Origin of the sequence: Roseitalea sp. MMSF_3546, from assembly GCF_030732865.1 — a bacterium.
Classification (GTDB): Bacteria; Pseudomonadota; Alphaproteobacteria; order Rhizobiales; family Rhizobiaceae; genus Roseitalea.
This window is the reverse complement of record NZ_JASHKB010000055.1, coordinates 1-3,757: the sequence shown is the minus strand read 5'-3', so window position 1 is coordinate 3,757 and position 3,757 is coordinate 1. Positions and strand designations below refer to the sequence as shown.

At 67.2% G+C, this 3,757-nt stretch carries 3 protein-coding genes and 1 pseudogene; all 4 read left to right on the top strand.

The window, feature by feature from the left end:
- Positions 1-127: 127 nt before the first annotated feature.
- Positions 128-1,294, top strand: a complete 1,167-nt coding sequence (locus RBB34_RS19735; protein ID WP_306120956.1) for a MerR family transcriptional regulator — start codon at positions 128-130, stop codon at positions 1,292-1,294.
- A 29-nt stretch (positions 1,295-1,323) separates the two neighbouring features.
- On the top strand, positions 1,324-1,863 hold the full coding sequence (locus RBB34_RS19730) for an N-acetyltransferase (protein ID WP_306120955.1): 540 nt from the start codon (positions 1,324-1,326) through the stop codon (positions 1,861-1,863).
- A complete protein-coding gene (rsgA, locus tag RBB34_RS19725; RefSeq protein WP_306120954.1) occupies positions 1,864-2,940 on the top strand; it encodes a ribosome small subunit-dependent GTPase A in 1,077 nt (358 codons plus the stop codon).
- 403 nt (positions 2,941-3,343) lie between these two features.
- Positions 3,344-3,682 (top strand): annotated as a pseudogene (locus RBB34_RS19720) (helix-turn-helix domain-containing protein); the annotation flags it as partial.
- Between the last annotated feature and the right edge of the window lie 75 nt (positions 3,683-3,757).

Genomic DNA, 3,757 nt, shown 5'->3' with positions numbered 1-3,757 from the left:
TCCCGGCACAGAGCCTGAATCAGAAAACCAGCCCCGTGGGAATCCCCTTCGATTCAAAACGCTCGAAATCCGCTCTAGAATGGTCTCGTAGGTCGAGAATCGGTGTGAACGGACAAGGCGGCGGACGGTGAGGATTTCAGAACTGGCGAGGAGCGTGGGCCTGTCGCGCGCTACGCTGCTTTATTACGAGAAGCTCGGGCTACTGGAGGGCAAGCGCCAGGCGAACGGCTATCGCGTCTACACCGATGTCGACCGACAGCGGCTGCGGCTGATGCAGCAACTTCAGGCCGGCGGGCTGAGCCTTCAGGAATGCCGGGCCTGCCTCGATGGCAAGCTCGACCGCGACATGCTGGGACAGCGCCTCGCCGTGCTGGACGCGGAGATCGCCGAGAAGACGCGGTCGCGCGACCTTCTGGCGGCTCTCCTCGGACGCTCGAGCCCCAAGGACTGGCACGAGGAGGTCGAGCGCGTCGCTCCCGATCTGCACCGCGCGTGGCTGATGTCACAGGGGTTTTCCAGCGCGGAGGCGGGGCTGGTCGCGCTGGTTTCGAAGGACATGAACGCGCACGACGCCTACGTGGCCGGATTCATGGAAGTGTTCTCGGACCTCGACTGGTGGGGCCCGGGAACGGCCGAAGCGACACGGCGGGCGCTCGCCATGGTGCCGTTCGCGCCCGAGACGATCCTCGAGATCGGCTGCGGCCCCGGCATGGCGACGATGACGCTGGCCGAGGCGACGCGGGCGCGGATTACGGCTACCGACACGGCCGAAGTTGCGCTCGACAAGCTGCGCGCGCGGATCGCGGCGAGCGCGCTCGCCGACCGGATCGAAGTGCAGAACGTGGACATGGCGGCAATTCCGGCGCCCGAGCGCCCCTGGGACGTGATCTGGTCCGAGGGCAGCGCCTATATCCTCGGCGTGGAAAAGGCGCTTGCGGACTGGCGGGCGCTCCTGCGCCCCGGCGGCGTTCTCGTGTTCTCCGACATGGTCTGGCGGACCGACAAACCCGACGACGAGGTCCGCGCCTTCTGGGCCGCGGAATACCCCGCGATGGCGACGCCCGCGACCCGCGCAGCACAGGCGAGGCGCGCGGGCTACCGAGTCCTCGGCCATTTCGACATCGGGCCGGGCGGGATGGAGACCTACTACCGCCCGCTCGCCGCGCGGCTCGACGCCCTCGAGCCGCGCCTCGCCGGGGCCCGTGTCCTCGACGACCTGCGCCGCGAGATCGCCGTGTTCGAGGCCGGGCGCGGGCAGTTCGGCTACGAGATGTTCGTGCTGGAGCGGGTCTGACCCCGCCTGGCACCCGAGAGGATTGAAACATGGACTATTCAACGGATTACACCACCCACGCCGAGGCGATTGCGGCGCTATTCGAAGCCACCTTCTCCGCCTCGGAAGGCACGGAGGAAGGCGCGCTGATCGGCGCCCTCGCGCGCCGTCTGATCGCGGAAACGCCGGCCGAGGATCTGCGCGTGTTCACCGCCTGGGAGGACGGCGCGCTTGTCGGTGGCATCTTCTTCACCCGCCTCACCTACGCGAGCGATCCGCGCACGGTGTTCCTGATGGCCCCCGTGGCGGTCGCCACGGCGCATCAGGGCAAGGGCGTCGGGCAGCGACTCATCATGCACGGCCTCGACGCGCTCCGGCAGGAGGGCGTTGACATCGCCGTAACCTATGGCGACCCGGCCTTCTACGGCCGCGTGGGGTTCGAGCCCTTCTCGGAGGCCGACCTTCCCGCGCCGCAGCCGCTGAACCAGCCGCAGGGCTGGATCGCCCAGTCCCTGACCGACGCGCCGCTGACGCCGGTGCGCGGCCCCGCCCGCTGCGTTGCCGCCTTCGACGACCCGGCGCTCTGGTAGATGGTTCGCGACTACTCCGCCTTCCTGCCGGGTGCCGCGCCGACGCGCCGCGAGCCCACGGCGCTGCAACGCCTCGGCTGGGGCCCGACCTTCGCCAGCCAGATCGATGCCGACACATTGACCCGAACACCCCCTGTCCGCGTCGTCGCCGTGCACCGCAGCGGCTTGCAGGTGGCGGGCGACGGCATCGACGAAACCATTCCGCCGGGACCGGACGCGACGGTGGGCGACTGGCTGCTCTACGACCGCGCGCGCCCCCGGTCGAGCCGCGTGCTGGAACGAACGAGCCTGATCAAGCGTCGCGCGCCGGGCACCGGCCGCGAGGTGCAGCTGATCGCGGCGAACATCGACACGGTCTTCGTCGTCACCTCCTGCAACCAGGATTTCAACGTGGCGCGGCTGGAGCGCTACGTCGGGCTGGACTTCGAAGCTGGCATCGAGCCGGTGATCGTGCTGACCAAGGCCGATCTCACCGACGACACCGCGCCCTATGTGGACGCGGCGCAAGCAGTGTCGGACCGGGTGCCGGTGGTGGCGCTTGACGCCCGCGGCACCGAACCGGCGCAGACGCTGGCCGACTGGTTCAAACCGGGACGGTCGGTCGCCTTCCTCGGCTCATCTGGCGTCGGCAAGTCGACCCTCACCAACGCGCTTCTCGGCGCGCAGGAGATCGCGACCCAGGGCATCCGTGAGGATGACGCGAGGGGCCGGCACACCACGACCCGGCGCGAGCTGCATGCGACTTCCGGCGGTTGCCTCGTCCTCGACACGCCGGGCATGCGCGAGTTGCAGATGACCGATGCGGCCGCGGGCATCGCCGACGTCTTCGAGGACATCGAGGCTCTAGCAGCGCGCTGCCGCTTCACTGATTGCCGACACGAGACCGAGCCCGGCTGCGCCGCCCGGGCGGCCATTGAGGACGGCAGCCTCGACCCTGCGCGGCTCGCCCGCTGGCGCAAACTGCAGGCCGAGGATGCCTTCAACTCCGCCAGCCTTGCCGAGCGACGCGAAAAGGACCGCGCCTTCGACAAGCTCGTCCGCAGCGCGATGAAGGCGAAATCCCAATCGAAAGAGTGATCGCAGGTCTCGCGCGCACGATCCGCTACGCGCTCGCCTGACCCTGCCCTACGGCTTGCGCCTCCTGCTTGTTCGATCTCCGTTCCGCTCGATAGCGATGGAAACAGGGCGCGCAGTTTTGGCGGGGTTGCGAGTCAGGCCATTGGAAGGGCGAGGAGAATTTCGACCGAACTGACATCAGCGCGGTTCGCTCGACCAGAGACGAGAGGTCATTTAGAGACGAAAATCGCCGCGCGCGCGCGTCTCTGCAGTTCGCACCCATCCGGCAAACCCCTTTGAAAACAGGAGAAATTCTGCCTCGGACGGGCGGCCTGAAGGGGTTCGATAGGTGAGCGACCCGAGACATAGGTGACGTTTTGTACCGGACACATGGGTAACACTTTTGGCTTTGCCGGAGGTGTTGATGCCGTGGAGAGAGAGTTCGGTTATGGAAGAACGTCTACGTTTTGTGGCTCGCCTTCTCGATGGGGAAGGGATGAGCGATGTATGCCGCCAGTTCGGGATCTCGCGCAAGACCGGCTACAAGATCTGGGACCGCTACCGTCAGGAAGGGCTTGAGGCGCTTTGCGACCGCTCGCGGCGACCGGTGCGCTACGCCAATCAGCTTCCCGACCATATCGAACGGCTGATCGTCGAGGCCAAGCGCGACAAGCCGCACTGGGGCGCCCGCAAGATCAGGGAACTGCTGGTGCGCAGGCTGGCCGGCGACGTGCGCATCCCGGCCAGGTCGACGGTGCATGCGGGACTGTCAGGAATTTCGTGCTTGAGGCCATGATGATGGAAAGGAGAATCATCACATGGCCATTGAGAAGGAACT

What these genes read in the sequence shown, in the direction of transcription:
- RBB34_RS19730 (WP_306120955.1), top strand. Translation starts at nt 1,324, where the DNA reads ATGGACTATTCAACGGATTACACCACCCACGCCGAGGCGATTGCGGCG.
- rsgA (WP_306120954.1), top strand. Translation starts at nt 1,864, where the DNA reads ATGGTTCGCGACTACTCCGCCTTCCTGCCGGGTGCCGCGCCGACGCGC.